The sequence below is a fragment of the Pseudomonas syringae group sp. 26L6 genome (genome assembly GCF_032587815.1).
In the GTDB taxonomy this organism is placed as follows: domain Bacteria; phylum Pseudomonadota; class Gammaproteobacteria; order Pseudomonadales; family Pseudomonadaceae; genus Aquipseudomonas; species Aquipseudomonas amygdali.
The window spans coordinates 302,350-324,398 of sequence record NZ_JAWHPJ010000018.1; the positions used below are offsets into that span (position 1 = coordinate 302,350).

The 22,049-nt window shown below is 57.0% G+C and carries 17 protein-coding genes, 1 tRNA gene, 2 rRNA genes and 1 pseudogene; 11 read left to right on the top strand and 10 right to left on the bottom strand.

The window, feature by feature from the left end; genetic code table 11:
• Nucleotides 1-13 precede the first annotated feature (13 nt).
• From RYA97_RS09030 to rrf, 3 genes are all read left to right on the top strand, one after another.
• Nucleotides 14-89: transfer RNA gene (locus tag RYA97_RS09030), tRNA-Ala, on the top strand.
• Between the two features lie 239 nt (nucleotides 90-328).
• Nucleotides 329-3,221 (top strand): 23S ribosomal RNA (locus tag RYA97_RS09035).
• A 152-nt stretch (nucleotides 3,222-3,373) separates the two neighbouring features.
• Nucleotides 3,374-3,489: ribosomal RNA gene (gene rrf, locus RYA97_RS09040) — 5S ribosomal RNA — on the top strand.
• A gap of 130 nt (nucleotides 3,490-3,619) precedes the next feature.
• Here the strand turns inward: rrf and queD are convergent.
• Nucleotides 3,620-3,976: a 6-carboxytetrahydropterin synthase QueD gene (gene queD, locus RYA97_RS09045; protein WP_002554029.1), complete on the bottom strand. Its 357-nt coding sequence runs from the start codon at nucleotides 3,974-3,976 to the stop codon at nucleotides 3,620-3,622.
• A gap of 214 nt (nucleotides 3,977-4,190) precedes the next feature.
• On the opposite strand from queD, the gene RYA97_RS09050 reads away from it, so the two are divergent.
• The 7 genes and pseudogenes from RYA97_RS09050 (at nucleotide 4,191) to RYA97_RS09075 (ending at nucleotide 9,810) form a co-directional block, all read left to right on the top strand.
• Nucleotides 4,191-4,499, top strand: coding sequence for a PepSY domain-containing protein (locus RYA97_RS09050; RefSeq protein WP_005741049.1), 309 nt, complete (start codon nucleotides 4,191-4,193; stop codon nucleotides 4,497-4,499).
• Nucleotides 4,499-4,807, top strand: coding sequence for a PepSY domain-containing protein (locus RYA97_RS09055; protein ID WP_002554027.1), 309 nt, complete (start codon nucleotides 4,499-4,501; stop codon nucleotides 4,805-4,807). The genes RYA97_RS09050 and RYA97_RS09055 overlap by 1 nt, the downstream gene beginning before the upstream one ends.
• Complete coding sequence (locus RYA97_RS09060) at nucleotides 4,807-5,475, top strand: response regulator transcription factor (protein ID WP_004659446.1); 669 nt, start codon at nucleotides 4,807-4,809, stop codon at nucleotides 5,473-5,475. Before RYA97_RS09055 ends, RYA97_RS09060 begins: the two co-directional genes overlap by 1 nt.
• A complete protein-coding gene (locus tag RYA97_RS09065; RefSeq protein WP_005741048.1) occupies nucleotides 5,472-6,791 on the top strand; it encodes a sensor histidine kinase in 1,320 nt (439 codons plus the stop codon). Before RYA97_RS09060 ends, RYA97_RS09065 begins: the two co-directional genes overlap by 4 nt.
• Before the next feature lie 215 nt (nucleotides 6,792-7,006).
• A pseudogene (locus RYA97_RS26450) lies at nucleotides 7,007-7,738 on the top strand (cache domain-containing protein); the annotation flags it as partial.
• Nucleotides 7,739-7,840: 102 nt separating this feature from the next.
• On the top strand, nucleotides 7,841-8,596 hold the full coding sequence (locus RYA97_RS26455) for a methyl-accepting chemotaxis protein (protein WP_371911622.1): 756 nt from the start codon (nucleotides 7,841-7,843) through the stop codon (nucleotides 8,594-8,596).
• Between the two features lie 149 nt (nucleotides 8,597-8,745).
• Nucleotides 8,746-9,810 (top strand): AI-2E family transporter, encoded by a 1,065-nt coding sequence (locus RYA97_RS09075; RefSeq protein ID WP_004659453.1) that lies wholly within the window; start codon nucleotides 8,746-8,748, stop codon nucleotides 9,808-9,810.
• A gap of 103 nt (nucleotides 9,811-9,913) precedes the next feature.
• Here the strand turns inward: RYA97_RS09075 and RYA97_RS09080 are convergent, their stop codons facing one another.
• Nucleotides 9,914-10,837 (bottom strand): alpha/beta fold hydrolase, encoded by a 924-nt coding sequence (locus RYA97_RS09080; RefSeq protein ID WP_005741047.1) that lies wholly within the window; start codon nucleotides 10,835-10,837, stop codon nucleotides 9,914-9,916.
• A 120-nt stretch (nucleotides 10,838-10,957) separates the two neighbouring features.
• Between RYA97_RS09080 and RYA97_RS09085 the strand changes: the two genes are divergently transcribed.
• Nucleotides 10,958-11,914 carry an AraC family transcriptional regulator gene (locus RYA97_RS09085; RefSeq protein ID WP_316892273.1) on the top strand — a complete coding sequence of 319 codons (957 nt, stop codon included), beginning with the start codon at nucleotides 10,958-10,960 and terminating at the stop codon, nucleotides 11,912-11,914.
• A 67-nt stretch (nucleotides 11,915-11,981) separates the two neighbouring features.
• Here the strand turns inward: RYA97_RS09085 and nuoN are convergent, their stop codons facing one another.
• Genes nuoN through nuoG form a run of 8 tightly spaced genes read right to left on the bottom strand, consistent with a single transcriptional unit; the run spans nucleotide 11,982 to nucleotide 21,987 of the window.
• Nucleotides 11,982-13,451 carry an NADH-quinone oxidoreductase subunit NuoN gene (gene nuoN, locus RYA97_RS09090; protein WP_002554023.1) on the bottom strand — a complete coding sequence of 490 codons (1,470 nt, stop codon included), beginning with the start codon at nucleotides 13,449-13,451 and terminating at the stop codon, nucleotides 11,982-11,984.
• A 7-nt stretch (nucleotides 13,452-13,458) separates the two neighbouring features.
• Nucleotides 13,459-14,991 (bottom strand): NADH-quinone oxidoreductase subunit M, encoded by a 1,533-nt coding sequence (nuoM, locus tag RYA97_RS09095; protein WP_004665700.1) that lies wholly within the window; start codon nucleotides 14,989-14,991, stop codon nucleotides 13,459-13,461.
• 39 nt (nucleotides 14,992-15,030) lie between these two features.
• Nucleotides 15,031-16,884: an NADH-quinone oxidoreductase subunit L gene (nuoL, locus tag RYA97_RS09100; protein WP_004665699.1), complete on the bottom strand. Its 1,854-nt coding sequence runs from the start codon at nucleotides 16,882-16,884 to the stop codon at nucleotides 15,031-15,033.
• Nucleotides 16,881-17,189, bottom strand: a complete 309-nt coding sequence (gene nuoK / locus RYA97_RS09105) for an NADH-quinone oxidoreductase subunit NuoK (RefSeq protein WP_002554020.1) — start codon at nucleotides 17,187-17,189, stop codon at nucleotides 16,881-16,883. The genes nuoL and nuoK overlap by 4 nt, the downstream gene beginning before the upstream one ends.
• On the bottom strand, nucleotides 17,186-17,695 hold the full coding sequence (gene nuoJ, locus RYA97_RS09110; protein ID WP_005745716.1) for an NADH-quinone oxidoreductase subunit J: 510 nt from the start codon (nucleotides 17,693-17,695) through the stop codon (nucleotides 17,186-17,188). The genes nuoK and nuoJ overlap by 4 nt, the downstream gene beginning before the upstream one ends.
• Nucleotides 17,696-17,705: 10 nt before the next feature.
• Nucleotides 17,706-18,254 (bottom strand): NADH-quinone oxidoreductase subunit NuoI, encoded by a 549-nt coding sequence (gene nuoI / locus RYA97_RS09115; RefSeq protein ID WP_002554018.1) that lies wholly within the window; start codon nucleotides 18,252-18,254, stop codon nucleotides 17,706-17,708.
• 11 nt (nucleotides 18,255-18,265) lie between these two features.
• On the bottom strand, nucleotides 18,266-19,273 hold the full coding sequence (gene nuoH / locus RYA97_RS09120) for an NADH-quinone oxidoreductase subunit NuoH (RefSeq protein WP_003371726.1): 1,008 nt from the start codon (nucleotides 19,271-19,273) through the stop codon (nucleotides 18,266-18,268).
• Nucleotides 19,270-21,987: an NADH-quinone oxidoreductase subunit NuoG gene (gene nuoG, locus RYA97_RS09125; RefSeq protein ID WP_005780016.1), complete on the bottom strand. Its 2,718-nt coding sequence runs from the start codon at nucleotides 21,985-21,987 to the stop codon at nucleotides 19,270-19,272. The genes nuoH and nuoG overlap by 4 nt, the downstream gene beginning before the upstream one ends.
• Between the last annotated feature and the right edge of the window lie 62 nt (nucleotides 21,988-22,049).

Below are 22,049 nucleotides of genomic sequence, written 5' to 3' on the forward strand. Positions count from 1 at the left end.
TATGTAGAAATACGGGGCCATAGCTCAGCTGGGAGAGCGCCTGCCTTGCACGCAGGAGGTCAGCGGTTCGATCCCGCTTGGCTCCACCACTTACTGCTTCTGTTTGAAAGCTTAGAAATGAGCATTCCATTGATCCTGATGATCAGTGCATGAATGTTGATTTCTAGTCTTTGATTAGATCGTTCTTTAAAAATTTGGGTATGTGATAGAAAGAAATAGACCGGGCACCTCTTTCACTGGTGCGTGTCCGGGCTAAGGTAAAGTTTGTGAATGCAAACTTTCGGCGAATGTCGTCTTCACAGTATAACCAGATTGCTTGGGGTTATATGGTCAAGTGAAGAAGCGCATACGGTGGATGCCTTGGCAGTCAGAGGCGATGAAAGACGTGGTAGCCTGCGAAAAGCTTCGGGGAGTCGGCAAACAGACTGTGATCCGGAGATGTCTGAATGGGGGAACCCAGCCATCATAAGATGGTTATCTTGTACTGAATACATAGGTGCAAGAGGCGAACCAGGGGAACTGAAACATCTAAGTACCCTGAGGAAAAGAAATCAACCGAGATTCCCTTAGTAGTGGCGAGCGAACGGGGACCAGCCCTTAAGTTGTATTGAGATTAGCGGAACGTTCTGGAAAGGACGGCCATAGTGGGTGATAGCCCTGTACGCGAAAATCCCTTTGCAATGAAATCGAGTAGGACGGGGCACGAGAAACCTTGTCTGAATATGGGGGGACCATCCTCCAAGGCTAAATACTACTGACTGACCGATAGTGAACCAGTACCGTGAGGGAAAGGCGAAAAGAACCGCGGAGAGCGGAGTGAAATAGATCCTGAAACCGTATGCGTACAAGCAGTGGGAGCCCACTTTGTTGGGTGACTGCGTACCTTTTGTATAATGGGTCAGCGACTTATTTTCAGTGGCGAGCTTAACCGAATAGGGGAGGCGTAGCGAAAGCGAGTCTTAATAGGGCGTCTAGTCGCTGGGAATAGACCCGAAACCGGGCGATCTATCCATGGGCAGGTTGAAGGTTGGGTAACACTAACTGGAGGACCGAACCGACTACCGTTGAAAAGTTAGCGGATGACCTGTGGATCGGAGTGAAAGGCTAATCAAGCTCGGAGATAGCTGGTTCTCCTCGAAAGCTATTTAGGTAGCGCCTCATGTATCACTGTAGGGGGTAGAGCACTGTTTCGGCTAGGGGGTCATCCCGACTTACCAAACCGATGCAAACTCCGAATACCTACAAGTGCCGAGCATGGGAGACACACGGCGGGTGCTAACGTCCGTCGTGAAAAGGGAAACAACCCAGACCGTCAGCTAAGGTCCCAAAGTCATGGTTAAGTGGGAAACGATGTGGGAAGGCTTAGACAGCTAGGAGGTTGGCTTAGAAGCAGCCACCCTTTAAAGAAAGCGTAATAGCTCACTAGTCGAGTCGGCCTGCGCGGAAGATGTAACGGGGCTCAAACCATGCACCGAAGCTACGGGTATCATCTTATGATGATGCGGTAGAGGAGCGTTCTGTAAGCCTGTGAAGGTGAGTTGAGAAGCTTGCTGGAGGTATCAGAAGTGCGAATGCTGACATGAGTAACGACAATGGGTGTGAAAAACACCCACGCCGAAAGACCAAGGTTTCCTGCGCAACGTTAATCGACGCAGGGTTAGTCGGTCCCTAAGGCGAGGCTGAAAAGCGTAGTCGATGGAAAACAGGTTAATATTCCTGTACTTCTGGTTATTGCGATGGAGGGACGGAGAAGGCTAGGCCAGCCTGGCGTTGGTTGTCCAGGTTTAAGGTGGTAGGCTGAGATCTTAGGTAAATCCGGGATCTTAAGGCCGAGAGCTGATGACGAGTGTTCTTTAGAACACGAAGTGGTTGATGCCATGCTTCCAAGAAAAGCTTCTAAGCTTCAGGTAACCAGGAACCGTACCCCAAACCGACACAGGTGGTTGGGTAGAGAATACCAAGGCGCTTGAGAGAACTCGGGTGAAGGAACTAGGCAAAATGGCACCGTAACTTCGGGAGAAGGTGCGCCGGTGAGGGTGAAGCATTTACTGCGTAAGCCCACGCCGGTCGAAGATACCAGGCCGCTGCGACTGTTTATTAAAAACACAGCACTCTGCAAACACGAAAGTGGACGTATAGGGTGTGACGCCTGCCCGGTGCCGGAAGGTTAATTGATGGGGTTAGCGCAAGCGAAGCTCTTGATCGAAGCCCCGGTAAACGGCGGCCGTAACTATAACGGTCCTAAGGTAGCGAAATTCCTTGTCGGGTAAGTTCCGACCTGCACGAATGGCGTAACGATGGCGGCGCTGTCTCCACCCGAGACTCAGTGAAATTGAAATCGCTGTGAAGATGCAGTGTATCCGCGGCTAGACGGAAAGACCCCGTGAACCTTTACTATAGCTTTGCACTGGACTTTGAATTTGCTTGTGTAGGATAGGTGGGAGGCTTTGAAGCGTGGACGCCAGTCTGCGTGGAGCCAACCTTGAAATACCACCCTGGCAACTTTGAGGTTCTAACTCAGGTCCGTTATCCGGATCGAGGACAGTGTATGGTGGGTAGTTTGACTGGGGCGGTCTCCTCCTAAAGAGTAACGGAGGAGTACGAAGGTGCGCTCAGACCGGTCGGAAATCGGTCGTAGAGTATAAAGGCAAAAGCGCGCTTGACTGCGAGACAGACACGTCGAGCAGGTACGAAAGTAGGTCTTAGTGATCCGGTGGTTCTGTATGGAAGGGCCATCGCTCAACGGATAAAAGGTACTCCGGGGATAACAGGCTGATACCGCCCAAGAGTTCATATCGACGGCGGTGTTTGGCACCTCGATGTCGGCTCATCACATCCTGGGGCTGAAGCCGGTCCCAAGGGTATGGCTGTTCGCCATTTAAAGTGGTACGCGAGCTGGGTTTAGAACGTCGTGAGACAGTTCGGTCCCTATCTGCCGTGGACGTTTGAGATTTGAGAGGGGCTGCTCCTAGTACGAGAGGACCGGAGTGGACGAACCTCTGGTGTTCCGGTTGTCACGCCAGTGGCATTGCCGGGTAGCTATGTTCGGAAAAGATAACCGCTGAAAGCATCTAAGCGGGAAACTTGCCTCAAGATGAGATCTCACTGGAACCTTGAGTTCCCTAAAGGGCCGTCGAAGACTACGACGTTGATAGGTTGGGTGTGTAAGCGCTGTGAGGCGTTGAGCTAACCAATACTAATTGCCCGTGAGGCTTGACCATATAACACCCAAGCAATTTGAGTCGACTCTAGGACCAGATTGCGGTGACTGTGAAGATGACATGAACCGAAGGTTTGCGTCACAAACGCACCGAGCTATCACATACCCGATTTGCTGAAGCGCGCCGCAAGGCACGACTCGGTACCCGAATTTCTTGACGACCATAGAACATTGGAACCACCTGATCCCATCCCGAACTCAGTAGTGAAACGATGTATCGCCGATGGTAGTGTGGGGTTTCCCCATGTGAGAGTAGGTCATCGTCAAGATTAAATTCCAGAAACCCTCATCGCTTACGCGTTGAGGGTTTTTGTTTTTGAGGCACGATAAAGTCTTTTTCGTACCGTGCAGATACAAAAAAACCACCTGGTCGAGGTGGTTTTTTATTTTCCGGGAGAATCAATCCCCGCGGTATTCGCACCCGCTGGTGCAGGTCTCGTGAATGCGAACGGCGGACAGCTCCGGTAGCAGAGGCTTCAGCTCATCCCAGATCCATTTCGCCAGGTTTTCGCTGGTTGGATTCTCAAGGCCGGGGATGTCATTCAGGTAATTATGATCAAGGCGTTCGTACAGCGGTTTGAAAATAGCCTTGATTTCCGAAAAGTCGCGAATCCAGCCTGTGTGAGGATCAACCTTGCCTGCCAGATGTATGCCGACCCGAAACGAATGGCCGTGCAGACGTCCACACTTGTGCCCCTCTGGTACGTGAGGGAGGCGGTGTGCTGACTCGAAGGTAAACTCTTTGAAAATTTCCACTGTGTATTGGCCCCGGAAAAATGGCGATCGCAGACGCGATAAATGCAGTCGACGAGTTTAACAGCAATGGCCTGAAACTCCATGCAGGGCTCGTGTGTAACGATTCTTTCAAGTGCGATTGATGGCACTCGGCCAGATTAATTCAGTTTGAGTTAAGTTGTACGGGGTAAGGTAATCGCCATAGAAGCATCGACCGCTATGGACACCTCCAGTAATGAAAACGCTGACAACCCTGCTGACGGCCCTGACATGTGTTCTGACGTCTTGTGTCATCCAGGCGCGTGGTGTCGATCCGCAGGAGGTATTGCGCCTCAGTAATGCGGGCACTCTCCAGTCTGCTGAAAAGCTCGATGCTAACGCCCTCAGCAAGCACCCTGGTGCCAGCATTCTTGATACACAGTTCAAGAATATATACGGCAGGTACGTTTACAATGTCGAGCTGCGTGACAAGCACGATATTGAGTGGGTTCTAGAAATAGACGCCGCTACGGGCCAGGTCTACAGGAATCATCAGGATAACTAATGAATGTCGACAAGCGTCTCTGTGTCATCCTTGGTTTGAGTCTGACCTGCTCTTTTGTCTATGCCAGAGATCTGAATCAGGATGAAGCGCTCAGTCTGCGGCAGCGTGGGGTGATACTGCCCCTCGAACAGTTTATCGAGCGCGCGCTGGGTCTTCATCCCGGCGCTCGCCTGCTGGAGGCTGAGCTTGAGGAAAAAAATAACATGTACGTGTATGAATTCGAGTTGCTGACCCCGCAGGGTGTTGTCCGTGAGCTCAAGTTCGATGCGCGCGATAGCCGATTGCTGAAAGACGAGGATGATGACTGATGCGCCTGCTACTGGTTGAAGACCATGTTCCTCTAGCGGATGAGTTACTCGCTGCGCTGGGACGGCAAGGCTACGCAGTCGACTGGCTGGCTGACGGTCGTGACGCGGTTTATCAAGGCGCAACCGAGCCCTACGACCTCATTGTTCTGGATCTGGGCTTGCCCGGCATGCCCGGGCTTGAGGTTCTCCAGCAATGGCGCGGCAAGGGCCTGGCTACCCCCGTACTGATTCTGACGGCACGAGGTTCGTGGTCAGAGCGTATAGAAGGCTTGAAGGCGGGGGCTGACGATTACCTGACCAAACCTTTTCATCCTGAAGAACTACAGTTGCGTATTCAGGCCCTGTTGAGGCGTTCGCACGGGCTTGCCAACCAGCCAACCCTGGAGTCTGCCGGCCTTAATCTGGATGAAGGTCGCCAGAGTGTCAGCCGGGATGGCGTTGATATCCAGCTCACGTCTGCAGAGTTTCGTCTGCTGCGCTATTTCATGCTCCACCCTGGACAGATTCTCTCCAAAAGCCATCTCTCTGAGCACTTGTACGATGGCGAAAACGAGCGTGACTCCAATGTCATCGAGGTCCATGTCAATCACCTGAGGCGCAAACTAGGCCGCGCAGTGGTCGAGACACGCCGTGGCCAAGGCTATCTGTACGGCGGAGCCGGAGGTTGAAATCCATACAACGGCGTCTGAGCCTGGGTCTTATCGCCGTTATGGTCGTTGTCGGCCTGGTGATGGCGCAGACCAGTCTCTGGTTGTTTGAAGTGGGCCTGCAGCGCTATCTGGAGTCTGGCTTACGCAATGAGAGCGAGAACCTGCTGGTGGCGCTGGTGCGGGGGCCTGCCGGGCTGCAACTGGATGAACATCGTTTGTCGGGTGCTTATCAGCGTCCGCTGTCCGGCCACTATTTCCGCATGGACTTGCCGCATGGCCACTGGCGCTCCCGTTCTTTGTGGGATTTTGAGCTGCCTCAGCCTGGGGTGGGGTTGCACGCTAACCTTGAGCTCGGCAAGACCGGTCAATCGCTGTTGATGCTGACCAGCGAATACCGAAAGTTCGGCAAGCAGATTTCAATTACCGTCGCCCAGGATTACACGCCGGTCAGGGCGAGCTTTCGTCTCATGCAGCAGATCGGGCTCGGGCTCGGCCTCGCGGCGCTGATCCTGGTGCTGGTTTTGCAGCGCATCACTGTGCGCAGGGCGCTTCGTCCCCTGGAAACCGTTCGCGAACAGATCTTCCAGCTTCAGCAGGGTCAGCGTTCGCAACTGGACAATCAGGTTCCCCTTGAGCTTGAGCCCCTTGTGGCTCAGATCAACCACCTGCTTGCGCATACTGAGGACAGCCTGAAACGCTCACGCAATGCACTGGGCAATCTGGGGCACGCCTTGAAGACACCGCTTGCGGTATTGCTCAGCCTGGCCCTCAGTGGACAGCTGGACGGCAACCCGGCACTGCGCAAGACGTTGCAGGAGCAATTGGAAAATATCCGTCTGCGTCTGGAGCGTGAACTCAATCGGGCCCGTCTTTCCGGGGACGCGCTGCCCGGAGCCCGTTTCGACTGTGATGCCGAACTGCCCGGGCTGTTTTCCACGTTGGGCATGATTCATGGTGCCCACCTTCATTTGGTCAACGATGTCGAAGCAGGCATGCACCTGCCGTGGGACCGGGAGGATATCCTCGAATTGCTGGGCAACCTTCTGGATAACGCCTGCAAGTGGGCCGACAGTGAAGTGCGTCTGAGCATTTTCAGTCAGGCTCAGGGCTTCAGCCTGCTGGTGGACGATGACGGGCCCGGTATTCCGGAAGCGCAGCGCCCAGAGGTGTTCAGCCGTGGCGCTCGCCTTGACGAGCAGATTACCGGTCATGGCCTTGGCCTGGGGATTGTGCGCGATATCGTTGAGGCCTGGGGCGGCCAACTGCAGTTGCAGGAGAGCCCCGCTGGAGGGCTTCGCGTACGCATTGATCTTCCCGAGCGCACTGCTCCATAAGTTGCCAGCCTGCAACTCTCAGAGTGTTCATACAAAAAAATACGCCAGGTCTTAATGTCCATCGGATGCCGCCGATAGCCTGACAGGTATCTCTGACTCATAAAAATAACCATAAGGCCACTCCTATGCGTCTCAGTCTGAAAGCCAAGGTTCTGTCGCTGGCAGTTCTGCCGGTTCTGATATTTGCGCTGGTGATCAGTGCTACCACGGTGTTCATGCTGCACCGACAGGCCGAGCGCGAGGTCAGTGATACGCGAGAGCGTTTGCTCTCTGAAGCCAAAGCAACGTTGCAGAACTACGTTGCGATCGCCATGACGGCCATCAAGCCGCTTTACGAGGCGGCAGCGCCGGGTGATGAAACTGCGCGCGCTAATGCGATCAAGCTGCTTTCCTCCATCAGTTATGGCAAGGATGGTTATATCTTTGGCTATGACTCTCAGGTAATCCGGATATTCCGTAGCAACAGTCCTGATGGCGTGGGCAAGAGTTTCAATGACGCCCGCGATGCGAACGGGGTCTACATCAACCGCGAACTGGTGGCGGTCGGCAAGGCGGGCACTCACTATGTGATGTACTCCTCGGCCCTGCCTGGCAAGACTGAACCTGTGCCCAAGATTGGCTACACGGATTATCTGCCGAAGTGGGATCTGATCATCGGTTCTGCCGTCAATATAGACGGCATTGACGCTAAAGTTGCCGAAGTCAGGCAGAACGTCGAAGCGCGCCTGAAGGAAATGCTGTACAGCATTTTGGGTATCACCGTCCTGGTGCTGGTCATCATTGGCGTCATCGGGATATTGATGGCAGGCACTTTGCTACGTCCGCTCGGTTTGATGAAAAACAATCTGGATGACATCGCGGCGGGTGAAGGCGATCTGACTCGGCGTCTGGCCATTACCAGTAATGACGAGCTTGGTGATCTGGCTGGTTCGTTCAACCGGTTTGTCGACAAGATCCACGGTATGGTTCGTCAGGTCAGTGAAATGACCGGGCAACTCAATGGACTGGTCGGAGAAGTGTCATCCCAGGCACAGCGCTCGGAAACCGCCATGGACCGTCAGCGCCACGAAACAGATCAGGTGGCGACCGCAATCAATCAGATGTCGGCTGCGGCTCAAGAGGTCGCCAAGAGCGCGCAGGGTGCCTCCGTGGCTGCTCAGCAGACCGACGAGCAAGGGCGCGCCGCCAAGCGCGTTGTGGACGGCAGCATCAGACAGATTCATGCGCTGGTAGACGACATCCGCAAAAGTGGCTCGTCACTGGATGTTCTGCAAAAGGACGTTTCTTCGATCGTCAGCGTACTGGGCGTCATTCGCTCTATCGCCGAACAAACCAACCTGCTCGCACTCAATGCAGCCATCGAGGCCGCGAGGGCAGGGGAAGCAGGGCGTGGTTTTGCTGTGGTTGCCGACGAGGTTCGGGCGCTGGCCAGCCGCACCCAGCAAAGCACGCAGGAAATTCAAGGGATGATCGATCGTCTGCAGCAGGGCACTCAGGAGGCTGTTACGGCAATGCGCCGTTCCAGCGAAGCTGGCGACGGGACCTCTGCGCAAGCCAACGAAGCAGGAACATCGCTGGTGACCATAGGTGAGTTGATCGCGACGATCAATTCGATGAACGCGCAAATTGCCAGCGCAGCCGAAGAGCAAACGGCAGTTGCCGAAGAAATCAATCGCAGTGTTCATCAGATCGCAGGTGCAGTCGAAAGCGTCGCCGACGAAACCCGGCAAAGCGCACAGACCTCACGCAGCCTTGCCGAACTGGGCTCGCGCCTTGACAGTCTGGTCGGCCAGTTCCGTGTCTGATGCTTGCGTGGCAGGGGCGCTGATGTCCGCAACAGCCTGCGCCTGCCATGGCGGTCATATTGCCTTCATAGAAGATGGCACTCGTACGTTCAAGTGCTGACTAAGCTGTAGACCGGGCGCGAGGCGCGGTCTACTGACATGGACAGGACATGAACGAAACCACGTTGCAATATAAAACCCTCATCATGCTATTGGTGCTGGTCACCATTGCATTCATATGGATTCTGCTGCCGTTTTACGGCGCAGTATTCTGGGCGGTCATTCTCGGGATCATCTTTGCGCCTGTGCAGCGCAGGTTGCAGATCAAGTTCAACTGGTCACGCAATCTTACCTCCCTGTGCACCCTGACCATCTGTCTGGTGATTGCGATTCTGCCGGTGATCGTCATCAGCGCCTTGCTGGTTCAGGAGGGCACCACGCTGTACAAGAATGTCGAGACCGGGCAACTGGATATCGCCGGTTATCTCGCCGAGTTCAAGGACCTGCTGCCGCATTCGATCCAGGCACTGCTCGACCGACTGGGCATGGGCGATCTTGAAGGATTGCGCGACAAGATCACCAAAGGGGCAATGCAGGGCAGTCAGTATCTGGCGACTCAAGCGTTCAGCTTCGGGCAGGGCACCTTCGATTTCGTGGTGAGCGTGTTCATCATGTTGTACCTGCTGTACTTCTTCCTGCGAGATGGGCAGGAGTTGGTACGCAAGATACGTACGGCCTTTCCGTTGGGCGAACAGCAGAAGCGTCGTCTGCAACTCAAGTTCACTCGAGTGGTACGTGCCACGGTCAAGGGCAACGTCGTGGTCGCGGTGACGCAAGGTGCGCTGGGCGGTTTTATCTTCTGGGCGCTGGACATCCCGAGTGCGTTGCTGTGGGCGGTGATCATGGCCTTCCTGTCGCTGTTGCCCGCTGTGGGGGCGGGGATTGTCTGGGCGCCAGTGGCTGTCTACTTCCTGCTCAGTGGCATGATCTGGCAAGGTGTAGTGCTGGGGTTGTTCGGTGTTTTCGTGATCGGTCTGGTGGATAACGTGCTGCGTCCGATCCTGGTGGGCAAGGACACGAAAATGCCGGACTACCTGATCCTGATTTCCACGCTGGGCGGTATGTCGGTCTTTGGTCTGAACGGCTTTGTCATAGGGCCTCTGGTGGCCGCACTGTTCATCTCCAGCTGGGGTTTGTTCAGCGGTGCCAAGAAGCCCGTCAGGCTGCCAGGCTAACATACCGTTACGCGTGGCCGATACAGACCCGCGAATGCCCCTGTCGTTATCAGGCAGGGGGATGCGCGGGTTATTCATTTATGTAACAGGCCTGGAACAGACTTCATTCAGAGCCCCTTGCGGCAATGACAGCCGACTCCATGAAGGCTGCCAGATCGGTATTGAAGCGCAATGCTTCTTCCAGAAATGGCGCGTGACCTGAGTTTTCGTACACCTTCGATAGAATCCGCGCATTGAGTTGCCGGGCGCGTGCGATGCTGGGCTGAACGTTGACCAGCTCATCCTTGGCACCATACAGCATCAATACCGGCACCTTTGCTTTGGGCAAGCCTTTGGCCACATCGACAGTCATTGCAGGCGTGGCACGGGTCATCGTCCACGATGCCATCGCAGCATTGGACAAAAGTCGTTCGAAAGTCGGTGCATCTGGCTGTGTGTGGAAGCACAGTCCGAGAAAAGTGCGTACTGCATCAAGGTGTGTCTTCAGGTCCTCTGAACTCAGGCCGGCATATACATGAGGATGGGCTGTAATCAGAGCAGCATTAAGCTCAATGACACCATCAACATACACAACGCCGCCGATCTTCGCGTCACCATAGGCGGCGAGGTAGTTAGACATGACCACGCCCCCCAATGACCAGCCGACCAATACTGGACGCTTGCTGTTCGTGGCTTCAAGTACCGCTGCCAGATCGTCCGCGTAACGGCGCCCGTTACGGTACGCCTCGGTATTAGCGGGCTTGTCGGAAAGCCCGTGACCGCGCAGGTCATAGGTAATCATTCGATAACGCTGCAGCTGCGGACTAACGATCTGCTTTTCCCAATTGAGGCGGCTGCCCAACAAACCGTGAATGAAAATCAGGGATTGCCCGTTCGGATCGCCTGATTCCTGCACAGCGAGTTCGACGCCGTCAGGGGCTGTGACGGTGTAGTGTTTGTCTACTGCCAGGGCCAGTGACGATAGTCCTGTCAGCAGCGCAGCAAGCAAGGTATTGCGCAGCAGGTGAACGAAGCGAATGTGATTCATGAGGCTATTTCCACGCGGCAGAAGTGATGGGCGCACTGTAGGTCGATGATGTAGGACGGTCTATGACGTAAGATCCTGATAAATTGATTGATCGTCCTGAACTCGAAGTGGCCTTTCTCCATGCAATCCCCGTCAAATGACCCCATCAGCGAGCTGCTGCTCGGTATGCGTCTTTTCGGCGTTCAATTCCGCAGGCTGGAAGTTGTGCCGCCTATGGGTGTTGGCTTCACTAACGCAATCGGACGAGCACAGTTTCATTTCGTCGGACGTGGGCCTGTCTGGCTACGCAGCGCTGAGAACGTTCTATACAAGCTCGATACCGGAGACGCGGTTCTTATTCCGCGCGGTGGGCACCACGCTATGTTGACGATCGAAAACACGTCTGCAAGCGATGTACAGCGGTTTGATCCGTCTACTGGCATCAGCGATGGCGTTCAAGATCAAGCAGATGCCGGGGAGGGCGGAGCTGTTGATCAGGCGATTATCTTCAGCTGTTGCATGGAGTTGGAGCTGGGCGGCATGCAGCCGCTTGTTGCCGCCATGCCGGATGTTATGCAGGTCAGCACTCTGCTGGAGACGTGTCCCGAGCTGCGGCCCATGCTCGAGGCAATGGAGCGTGAAGCCTTGATGCTACAGGCTGGGCACGCAGGCATTCTGGCACGTCTTGCTGAAGTCGTGGCCGCGCTGCTGGTGCGTGGCTGGGTTGCAGGCGGCTGTGGGAATGCCACGGGCTGGCTCGGTGCTTTGCAAGACCCTCGGCTGAGTCGAGCCATCGTTATGATGCACCAGCATCCAGGCAGAAGCTGGACGGTAGCTACGCTTGCCCATGAGGCCAGGCATTCTCGATCAGTGTTCGCACAGCGCTTTCTCGAAGCAACGGGTAAGCCGCCATTGCAGTACCTGACGGAGCTGAGAATGCGCCTGGCATTTCACAGCCTGAGCCGCGAGCAGCATTCGGTGGAGGCCGTTGCCAATCAGCTGGGGTACGGTTCATTGGCGGCCTTCAGTCGCGCATTCAAAAGAACGGTGGGCATATCGCCAGGCGCTGTGCGGGCCGCGAAAAGCGTCGACGGGTAACCATTTCAGCTGTTTCCGAAGGCAAAAAAAACCCTGCTCGATAGCAGGGTTTTTTGTTTGCAGATGATCAGCCTGCCACGTGCAGACCGGCATTGACCACCAGATCCAGCAGCGGTTGCGGGTACACGCCCAGCACGAAGGTCAGGATCGCGACGGCCAGCAGCATAACGCCGCCAGTGCGCTGCGCCCAGTTGATCGCTGCATCGTGGCGTGGAAGCTTGTTGTCGACCAGATACATGGTGACCATCACTCTCAGGTAATAGAACACGCCAATGGCGCTACCGATCACCAGTGCTCCGATAAGCCACCACAGTTGCGACTCGACACCGGTGGCAATGATGTAGAACTTGCCGATGAAGCCTGCGGTAAGCGGGATACCTGCCAGCGACAGCATCATCAGGGTCATGACTGCCGTCAGGTAAGGGCGACGCCAGAACAGACCGCGGTATTCGAACATCGCGTCGGCATCACGTCCGCTGTAAGGAGAAGACATCATGGTGATCACGCCGAAGCTGCCCAACGAGGTGAGGACGTAAGTTGCCAGATAGACACCAATCGCCTCGACCGCCATGCCTTTGCTGGCCACCAGCGCAATCATCAGGTAACCGAAGTGGGCGATGGAGGAGTAGCCCAGCAGACGCTTGAGGTTGGTCTGAGTCAGCGCCAGCAGGTTGCCGACCAGAATCGACGCTACGGCAATGACTGCCAGCACGTCATGCAGTACGCCACTGCTGGCTGCCGGTGAAATCTGGAATAGACGCACCAGTACCGCAAATACCGCCACCTTGCTGGCGGTTGCCAGGAAGGCCGCGACCGGCGCAGGGGCGCCTTCGTAAACGTCCGGTGTCCACAGGTGGAAAGGCACCAGCGACAGCTTGAAGGCCAGGCCGACGACCATCATGCCCAGACCCAGGCTGGCAATCGGGCTTGGCATCCCTGTCGCGGCAATGGCTTTGCCAATACCCTCGAAGCTCAGCGAGCCAGCTTCTGCGTACAGCAGCGCCATGCCGAACAGCAGGAACGCTGAACCTGCGGCCGATAGCACCATGTACTTGATGCCGCCTTCCAGCGAGCGCTTGTTGAAGAAGGCATACGCCACCAGACCGTAGACCGGCACCGAGAGCAGCTCCAGACCAATGAACAGCCCGGCCAGGTGTTGAGCGCTGACCAGCACCAGACCACCGGCAGCCGCCAGCAGGATCAGCAGGTAAAGCTCTTCACGGTTGCCTGGATACCCAGCCTTGCCGTCACCCAGATAGGCGTGTGCCATGGTCACACAGGCCAGGGTAGAGGCAAGGATGATCGCCATGTACAGGCAGGCAAAGTTATCGATGTGCAGCAGTGGTGTCACGACCAGCGGGGCAACTTTCAGCGCCGGATAGATCGACAGCAGGGCCAGGTTGAGACCTGCTACCGAAAGCAGGAACGTTTGCGAGTGATTGCGGCGCCATGCGATTGCCAGCATCACCACTACAACGGTGAGGCTGGTGATCAGCAGTGGCGCAAGCGCAATAAAGTGTTGAATCGTCAGGTCCATAGCGCTCTTACCGGGCCGAAGCGAGTTGAGTGAAGGCAGTGCCTAGCCATTGCTGCACGCCGTGCATGGTCGCTGCCGATGTGTCGAGGAACGGCTGCGGGAAAACCCCGAGCACGACCAGCAACACGGCAAGGCCCAGCACCATGATCATTTCACGTCCGTCCATGCCCTTCAGAACCTCGTCGGACTTCGACGGGCCGAAATAGGCGCGGTGGATCATGATCAGCGAGTAGACAGAGCCGAACACCAGGCCGGACGTGGCAATTGCAGTGATCCATGGCGAACTGGCGAAGCTGCCCAGCAGAATCAGGAACTCGCCCACGAAGTTGCCCGTGCCCGGCAGACCCAGAGAGGCGGCAGCAAAGAACAGGCTGATGGCCGGGATGTAGGCGATACGCGACCACAGACCGCCCATCTCGCGCATGTCACGAGTGTGCAGGCGCTCGTACAACTGGCCACTGAGGATGAACAGTGCCGCAGCCGACAGGCCGTGGGCAATCATCTGGATCAGTACGCCTTGCAGCGCTTGCTGGCTGCCGGAGTAGATGCCGATCAGTACAAAGCCCATGTGCGAGACGCTTGAGAACGCGATCAGGCGCTTGATATCGGTCTGGGCAAACGCCAGGAATGCGCCGTAGAAGATACCGACCAGGCCCAGCGTCATTGCAATCGGTGCGAACTCGGCCGATGCGTTGGGGAACAGTGGCAGGGCAAAGCGCAACAGGCCGTAGGCCGCGGTCTTCAGCAGGATACCTGCCAGGTCGACAGAACCGGCAGTCGGTGCCTGGGCATGCGCATCCGGCAGCCAGGAGTGCAACGGAACCACTGGCAGCTTCACGGCAAAGGCAATAAAGAAGCCCAGCATCAGGATGTATTCGGTCCCCGGTGCCAGTTTGGTCTTCAGCAGGTCAGCGTAGGCAAAGGTGATCACGCCTGTCTGATTGAAGTGCACCAGCACCAGACCCAGGATCGCCACCAGCATGATCAGGCCGCTGGCCTGAGTGAAGATGAAGAACTTGGTTGCGGCGTAGATACGAGTCTTCTTGCCGTCCGAAGAGCTGTGACCCCAGAGCGCGATGAGGAAATACATCGGCACCAGCATCATTTCCCAGAAGAAGAAGAACATGAACAGGTCGATGGCCAGGAACACGCCGACCACACCGCCCAGAATCCACATCAGGTTCAGGTGGAAGAAGCCTACCTTGCGCTGGATTTCCTTCCACGAGCACAGTACCGACAACACGCCGAGCAGGCCGGTCAGCAGGATCATCAGCAGAGACAGGCCATCGAGTGCCAGATGCACGTCGATGCCGAAGCGGGTGATCCACGGGTGGTGAAATTCCAGGGCCCAGGTCGGGTCGGCGCCAGGCACCGGCGCATAGCCGAAATTGCCGGTAGCCCACAGCCAGAGGCCGAGAACCAGTTCGAGGGTCATTGTCAGCAGCGCGATCCAGCGCGGCAGGGTAGAGCCGAAGCGCTCACCCAGCCAGCACAGCAGGCCGCCGATAAAGGGGATCAGGATTAGCCAGGGCAGAATCATGACGGGCTCAATTCCTTTCGCAAATTCGCAAGGTTCATATCAGATCGCAACCAGAACGACGGCACCGAGTACCAGAACGGCACCCACGGCGATCGAGGCAGCATACCAACGCAACTGGCCGGTCTCGGTGCGGCTCATGGTGTCATGACCGCCTTTGACCAGACGTGGGATCAAGCCGATGGTGCGGTCGAACGGATCACTACGCAGTACATGGCTGATTGCCAGATACGGCTTGACGAACAGCTTGTCGTAGATCCAGTCGAAGCCCCATGCCGCGAACCACCAGGCCGAGAGGAAACGGCCCGGAGCGCTGTTGGCGATAGCCGTCGCCAGGCGGCGCTTGCCGAGAAACAGCAGCGCTGCCAGCAGGATACCGGCCAGGGCGATGGCGCCAGAGGCGATTTCCAGACTGTGTTTGGCTTCGCCACCGGCATGGCCGACGCTCTGCGGTAGAACACCTGCCAGTGGCGGGGTGATCAGCGCGCCAATGAACGTCGACAGCACGATCAGTACCGACAGCGGCAACCAATGAGCAATACCGTGACCTGCGTGTGCTTCGGTCTTGGCTTCGCCGTGGAACGCGATGAAGATCAGACGGAAGGTGTACAGCGACGTCATGAACGCGCCCACCAGACCGGCATACAACAGGCCATTGTTACCGCTGGCGAATGCTTCCCAGAGAATTTCGTCCTTGGAGTAGAAGCCTGCTGTCAACAGCGGCAGGGCAGCCAGTGCGGCACCGCCGACGATGAAGCTGGCGTAGGCCAATGGCAATTTCTTCCACAGGCCGCCCATCTTGAAGATGTTCTGCTCGTGGTGGCAGGCAACGATCACCGCACCGGAAGCAAGGAAAAGCAGGGCCTTGAAGAAGGCGTGTGTCATCAGGTGGAAAATCGCGCCTTCCCATGCGCCTACGCCCAATGCCAGGAACATGTAACCGATCTGGCTCATGGTCGAGTAGGCGAGGATACGCTTGATGTCGGTCTGTACCAGTGCGGCGAAACCCGCCAGAACCAGCGTCACGCCGCCGACAATGCCGACCAGATGCAGTATGTCCGGTGCCAGTGCGAACAGGCCGTGAGTCCGCGCGATCAGGTAGACGCCCGCGGTAACCATGGTTGCTGCGTGGATCAGTGCCGAAACCGGTGTAGGACCGGCCATCGCATCTGCCAGCCAGGTTTGCAGTGGCAGTTGTGCCGATTTACCGACAGCACCGCCCAGCAGCATCAACGTTGCCAGCACGATCCAGAAATCGCCGACTTTGAAGTGCTCCGGTGCCTTGACCAGCAACTCCTGCACATTGAGCGTACCCAATTGCTGAAACAGGATGAACAGGCCGATGGCCATGAACACGTCGCCGATACGCGTAACGATAAATGCCTTGAGCGCTGCGTTGCCGTTGTTACGGTTGCTGTAATAGAAACCGATCAACAGGTAGCTGCACAGGCCCACACCTTCCCAACCGAAGTAGAGGAACAGCAGGTTGTCGCCCAGAACAAGGAACAACATGCTGGCAATGAACAGGTTGGTGTAGGAGAAGAAGCGCGAGTAGCCCGCTTCACCGCGCATGTACCAGGACGCAAACAGGTGAATCAGGAAACCGACGCCAACCACTACGCCCAGCATCGTGACGGACAGACCGTCCAGATACAGCGCGAAGTTGGGTTGGAAGCCATCAACGTCCATCCAGCGCCACAGCACCTGGGTGTAGTGACCACCTTCCGGTGGTGCAACGTTGAACTGCCAGATGACCCAGGCCGTGACAATGGCTGACAGGCCGATAGAGCCGACGCCAATCAGCGCCGCGAGGTTTTCCGAGATGCGTCCGCGAGAGAACGACAGCAACAGAAAGCCGATGAGGGGGAATACGAAAGTCAGAAAGAGAAGATTCATCCGCGCATCTCGCTGGCAGCATCGATATCGAGAGTGTGGAAGCGGCGATACAGTTGCATAAGGATCGCCAGGCCGATACTGGCCTCGGCTGCCGCAAGGCTGATCACCAGGATGAACATGACCTGCCCATCCGGTTGCGCCCAACGACTGCCGGCAACTACGAACGCCAGTGCAGAGGCGTTCATCATGATTTCCAGACTCATCAAAACGAAGAGAATGTTACGGCGCACCATCAGGCCGACCAGACCTAGGCAGAACAGGACCCCGGCGACCGCCAGACCGTGCTCAAGAGGGATAGCATTCATTGGCTTGGCTCCTTGGCCTCGTTGCGGCCCAGATGGAATGCCGTGACGGCTGCAGCAAGCAGCAGCATCGAGGCGAGTTCCACCACCAGCAGATAAGGCCCGAACAGGCTGATGCCGACCGCCTTGGCGTCGACTGTGGTGTGACCGATTGCAGCGCCGGTTGGATTGGCGAACAGTACGTACAGTAACTCGGCCAGCAACAGCGTGCCGAGAATCACCGGACCAATCCAGATGCCGGGTCTGAGCCATGCACGCTCTTGCTGAACCGAGGCTGGGCCGAGGTTCAGCATCATCACCACAAACACGAACAGGACCATGATCGCGCCCGCATAGGCAATGACTTCCAACACACCGGCAAACGGCGCACCGAGGCTGAAAAAAGTCATGGCCACAGCGATCAGCGAGATGATCAGGTAGAGCAGGGCATGCACCGGATTCGTGTTGGTGATCACCCGCAGGGTGGATACAACAGCGATACCGGATGCGAAGTAGAAAGCGAATTCCATCTTTACTTCCTTAAGGCAGCAAGCTCTTGACGTTGATAGGCTCGGCTTCATTCTGTGCGGAGCCCTTGGGCTTGCCGCCGATGGCCATACCGGCAACGCGATAGAAGTTGTAGTCAGGGTTCTTGCCGGGACCGGAGATCAGCAGATCTTCCTTCTCGTACACCAGATCCTGACGCTTGAAGTCGGCCATCTCGAAGTCCGGCGTAAGCTGGATTGCGGTAGTCGGACACGCTTCTTCACACAGGCCGCAGAAAATGCAGCGCGAGAAGTTGATACGGAAAAAGTCCGGGTACCAGCGTCCGTCTTCTGTCTCGGCCTTCTGCAGAGAAATACAGCCGACCGGGCATGCCACTGCACACAGGTTGCAGGCTACACAGCGCTCTTCGCCGTCAGGGTCGCGGGTCAGAACGATACGGCCGCGGTAGCGGGGCGGCAGATATACCTGTTCTTCGGGATATTGCAGGGTGTCGCGTTTGCGGAAGCCGTGGCCGAAGACCATGACCAGGCTGCGCAACTGGGTACCTGTACCCTTAACGATGTCACCAATATATTTGAACATGGGTCAAATCCTCACTGAACCGAGCCTGCCGGTGTGTTCAACAACACAATCGCAGCAGTCACCAGCAAATTGATCAGGGTCAGCGGCAGACAGAACTTCCAGCTGAAATCCATGACCTGGTCATAACGCGGGCGCGGGATGGAAGCGCGCAGCAGAATGAACAGCATGATGAAGAACGCGGTTTTCAAGGCGAACCAGAAGAATGCCAGCGATGGCAGAATGTCGAACGGGCCGTGCCAGCCACCGAAGAACAGCGTGACCAGCAGTGCCGAGATCAAAATGATCCCGATGTATTCGCCCACGAAGAACATGCCCCATTTCATGCCGGCATATTCAATGTGGTAGCCGTCAGCCAGTTCCTGCTCGGCTTCCGGTTGGTCGAACGGGTGGCGGTGAGTGACCGCAACACCCGCGATGAAGAACGTACAGAAGCCGAAGAACTGCGGAATGATGAACCACAGGTTCTGCGCCTGATATTCAACGATGTCGCGCATGTTGAACGAGCCGACCTGAACCACGATGCCCATCAGCGCGAGGCCCATGAACACTTCGTAGGATACGGTTTGTGCCGAAGCTCGCAGGCTGCCCAGCAGGGCGAATTTGTTATTGCTCGACCAGCCGGCGAACAGCACCGCATACACCGACAGACCCGCCATGGCGAAGAAGAACAGCAGACCGATGTTCAGGTCCGCCACGCCCCATGTCGGGGTGATCGGGATGACCGCAAAGGCGATCAGCAGGGCGCTCATGGCAACCACCGGCGCCAGGGTGAAGATCACCTTGTCGGCGAACGGTGGGGTCCAGTCTTCCTTGAAGAACATCTTCAGCATGTCGGCTGCGATCTGGAACATGCCGAACGGACCCACACGGTTCGGACCATAACGGTCCTGCCACCAGCCCAGCAGACGACGTTCGATGAAGCTCAGCAGGGCACCACAAACCACGACCGCCAGCAACACCACGATGGCCTTGACCACTGCAATGATTGCGTCGATCACATCAGGGGTAAACCAGGTCATTGCGCTGCCTCCTGCAGACCGTCAACGGATTTGCCGAAGAGTGCCGGCGGAATGCCAGGCAGTCCTGCCGGCAATGCCACAAGGCCTGCGCCCAGTTCTTCGCTGATGCGCAACGGCAAGGTCAGCAATTCACCGCCAACGCTCAAGGAGAGCAGGGCACCATCGTTGACACCCAGGCGATCGGCTTCGGATTTGGCCAGCGCTACATAAGCCTGCGGGATACGTTCCTGAACCGGCGCGGCCAGAGACGATGTTTCATCGCTGCCGAACAGGTGAAAGAACGGCACGACCTGCCAGGTGCCGCGCTCTGGAGAGAACGCACGTGGCACGCTGGAGAACCACGACAGACCATCGCCCTGGCTTTCGATCAGGCGAGTGCCCGGGTCGCCGGCGCGCAAGTGACCGCCGACTTCGTCCTGAAACTTGTTCCAGGCCTGCGGCGAGTTCCAGCCCGGCGACCAAGCGAATGGCACCTGCTGACGAGGCTCGGCCGAGCCCGAGTAGCCTTCCATGGAGAAGGAGAACGCTGTGTCGATGTCTTGCGAGGTGCGCGGCTCATGCACGCTGATATTGGCTCGCATCGCGGTACGGCCGCTATAACGCAGCGGTTCGCGAGCCAGTTTAAGGCCCTTGATCCGGAACGATGCAGACGGCGCCGCATTGACGATACCCGCTAGTTGCGGCGTGCTGCCGGCGCAGGCTTCGGTGACGTGATCGAGTTGCGTCCAGTCGACCGGCTTGTTCAACAAGGTGGCGCGCAGGGCATGCAGCCAGCGCCAGCCTTCGTGAACCAGAATGCTGGCATCCAGGTAGGTCGGATCGAATACCTGAAAGAAGCGCTGGGCGCGGCCTTCCTGGCTGACCAGCGTGCCGTCGCCTTCAGCGAAGCTGGCAGCGGGCAGAACCAGATGCGCACGATCACTGGTCGGGGTTTTCTGGTGGTCGGCGACGATCACGACTTTCGCAGCGCTCAGCGCAGCGTCGACAATTTTGGCGTCTACACGGCGATACAGATCGTTTTCCAGTACTACGATGGCGTCGGCCTGACCGGAAATCACTGCTTGCAGGGCGGCATCGACAGAATCGCCACCAAACATCGCCAGACCCATGCTGTTGGCTTCCGGCACGATCAGGCTGATGGAGCCTTGCTTGTCACGCAGCTTCAAGGCCTTGGCAATGTTTGCCGCCGCCTCGATCAGCGCTGTCGAACCCAGCGAGCTGCCGGAAATGATCAGCGGACGTTTGGCCGCGAGCAGGGCATCGGCAATACGTTGCGCCAGTTCCAGCGCCTCGCTGTCCAGACCTTCTACGGCCGGGGCGCTGGCGTCCAGTGCATGGGCAACGGCGAAACCGATGCGAGCCAGGTCGTCAGGTGCAGCGTGCACGCATTCTTCTGCGATATCGTCGAGACGAGTCTCGGCGATGCTGGCAATGAACAGCGGGTTAAGTTCGTGCTGGCCAATGTTCTTCACGGCCGCGTCGAGCCACGGCTGGACTTTCATCGCCGCAGCCATGTCTTCAGCCTTGCCTTTGACGGCCTGACGCAGGCCCAGGGCCATACGTGCAGCTGTCTGGGTCAGGTCTTCGCCGAGCACGAAAATGGCATCGTGATCTTCGATGTCACGCAGGGTCGGGATCGGCAGCGGGCTGTCATTCAGCACCTTGAGGATCAGGCGCACACGCTCCAGCTCGCCGGCTTCGATGCCGCTGTAGAAATGCTCGGCTCCGACCAGCTCGCGCAGTGCGTAGTTGCTTTCGAGGCTGGCGCGAGGTGAGCCAATACCAACGATGTTGCGGCCGCGCAACAGATCCGCTGCCTTGTCCAGTGCTTCGTCAAGGCTCAGTTTGACCTGGCCTTCAGCGAGCAGTGGCTGACGTGGACGGTCTGTGCGGTTGACGTAGCCATAGCCGAAACGGCCGCGGTCGCAGAGAAAGTACTGGTTGACCGAGCCGTTGTAGCGGTTTTCGATACGGCGCAATTCACCGTAACGCTCACCCGGGCTAATGTTGCAGCCGCTGGAGCAACCGTGGCAGATGCTTGGCGAGAACTGCATGTCCCACTTGCGGTTGTAGCGCTCGGAGTGGGTTTTGTCGGTGAACACACCGGTCGGACAGACCTCGGTGAGGTTGCCGGAGAACTCGCTTTCCAGCGTGCCGTCTTCAACGCGACCGAAGTAAACATTGTCGTGAGCGCCGTAAACGCCCAGGTCAGTGCCGCCTGCGTAGTCTTTATAGAAGCGTACGCACCGATAACAGGCGATGCAGCGGTTCATCTCATGCGCGATGAACGGCCCCAGCTCCTGATTCTGGTGAGTACGCTTGGTGAAGCGATAACGGCGCTCGTTGTGGCCGGTCATCACTGTCATGTCCTGCAGGTGGCAGTGACCGCCTTCTTCGCAGACCGGGCAGTCATGCGGGTGGTTGGTCATCAGCCATTCGACAACACTGGCCCGGAAGGCCTTGGACTCTTCATCTTCGATGGAGATCCAGGTGTTGTCGGTGGCTGGCGTCATGCAGGACATGACGATACGACCACGGGTGTCGTTCTCGTCGGTGTACTGCTTGACCGCGCACTGGCGACAGGCGCCAACGCTGCCAAGGGCGGGGTGCCAGCAGAAATAAGGGATATCGAGGCCCAGCGACAGACATGCCTGTAACAGGTTGTCTGCACCATCGACTTCGAGCGCTTTGCCGTCTACGTGAATAGTAGCCATGGTTCAAAGGTCTTCGTTGGCCCGTTGTCAGCGGGCGTGGCTAATGGAATCTCGGTAGTACC

Coding starts and splice junctions, on each gene's coding strand:
- RYA97_RS09050 (WP_005741049.1), top strand. CDS start 4,191: ATGAAAACGCTGACAACCCTGCTGACGGCCCTGACATGTGTTCTGACG.
- nuoH (WP_003371726.1), bottom strand. CDS start 19,273: ATGACCTGGTTTACCCCTGATGTGATCGACGCAATCATTGCAGTGGTC.
- nuoG (WP_005780016.1), bottom strand. CDS start 21,987: ATGGCTACTATTCACGTAGACGGCAAAGCGCTCGAAGTCGATGGTGCA.
- RYA97_RS09085 (WP_316892273.1), top strand. CDS start 10,958: ATGCAATCCCCGTCAAATGACCCCATCAGCGAGCTGCTGCTCGGTATG.
- nuoK (WP_002554020.1), bottom strand. CDS start 17,189: ATGAATGCTATCCCTCTTGAGCACGGTCTGGCGGTCGCCGGGGTCCTG.
- RYA97_RS26455 (WP_371911622.1), top strand. CDS start 7,841: ATGGACCGTCAGCGCCACGAAACAGATCAGGTGGCGACCGCAATCAAT.
- RYA97_RS09080 (WP_005741047.1), bottom strand. CDS start 10,837: ATGAATCACATTCGCTTCGTTCACCTGCTGCGCAATACCTTGCTTGCT.
- RYA97_RS09075 (WP_004659453.1), top strand. CDS start 8,746: ATGAACGAAACCACGTTGCAATATAAAACCCTCATCATGCTATTGGTG.
- nuoL (WP_004665699.1), bottom strand. CDS start 16,884: ATGAATCTTCTCTTTCTGACTTTCGTATTCCCCCTCATCGGCTTTCTG.
- RYA97_RS09055 (WP_002554027.1), top strand. CDS start 4,499: ATGAATGTCGACAAGCGTCTCTGTGTCATCCTTGGTTTGAGTCTGACC.
- nuoM (WP_004665700.1), bottom strand. CDS start 14,991: ATGATTCTGCCCTGGCTAATCCTGATCCCCTTTATCGGCGGCCTGCTG.
- nuoN (WP_002554023.1), bottom strand. CDS start 13,451: ATGGACCTGACGATTCAACACTTTATTGCGCTTGCGCCACTGCTGATC.
- nuoJ (WP_005745716.1), bottom strand. CDS start 17,695: ATGGAATTCGCTTTCTACTTCGCATCCGGTATCGCTGTTGTATCCACC.
- RYA97_RS09060 (WP_004659446.1), top strand. CDS start 4,807: ATGCGCCTGCTACTGGTTGAAGACCATGTTCCTCTAGCGGATGAGTTA.
- nuoI (WP_002554018.1), bottom strand. CDS start 18,254: ATGTTCAAATATATTGGTGACATCGTTAAGGGTACAGGTACCCAGTTG.